This window comes from Actinomadura alba (assembly GCF_014323705.1).
Lineage (GTDB): Bacteria > Actinomycetota > Actinomycetes > Streptosporangiales > Streptosporangiaceae > Actinomadura_C > Actinomadura_C alba.
Window position 1 is genome coordinate 1 of sequence record NZ_JABVEC010000100.1, and the last position, 587, is coordinate 587.

At 61.5% G+C, this 587-nt stretch carries 1 pseudogene; it reads right to left on the reverse strand.

The features are described 5' to 3' along the window. Positions 1-524 (reverse strand): annotated as a pseudogene (locus HKK74_RS38905) (IS630 family transposase); the annotation flags it as partial. Positions 525-587 lie beyond the last annotated feature (63 nt).

A 587-nucleotide genomic window follows, 5' to 3' on the forward strand; every position in this document is an offset into this window, starting at 1 on the left:
TGTCGCGTGCTTGAAGTTGTTTGACGTTTGATTTTGGTGAGGAGTTCGTCGGCGGTCTTAGTCCAGGTGAAGGGTTCGCAGCGGTCGTTGTATGCGTCGATGAATCGGCGGATGGCGTCGCGGAGGTCTTTCACGGAATGGAAGGTGCCGCGGCGGATGGCTTGGCGGGTGATGATGCCGAAGAAGATCTCGACCATGTTCAGCCAAGAACAGCTGGTTGGGGTGAAGTGCAAGGTCACGCGTGGGTTGCGGGCCAGCCATGCCTTCACGTTGGGGTGGTTGTGGGTGGCGTAGTTGTCCACGATCACGTGCAGTTTCACCCTGGGATGGGCCTTGGCCACCAGCTTGAGGAACTTCAAGAACTCGGCGTTGGTGTGCCGCTGGTAGCAGGCGTCCGCGCTGACCTTCCCGGTCGCCACCTCCAAGGCGGCGAACAAGGTGGTGGTGCCGTTGCGCTTGTAGTCGTGAGTCTGCCGTTCCGGCACACCGGGCATCACCGGCAGGATCGGCTGGGTCCGGTCCAGAGGGCGTGCATGATCTTGTGTGTAGGCGGGTGACCTGACCGGCAGGCAGGCGGGTCCTGTCTG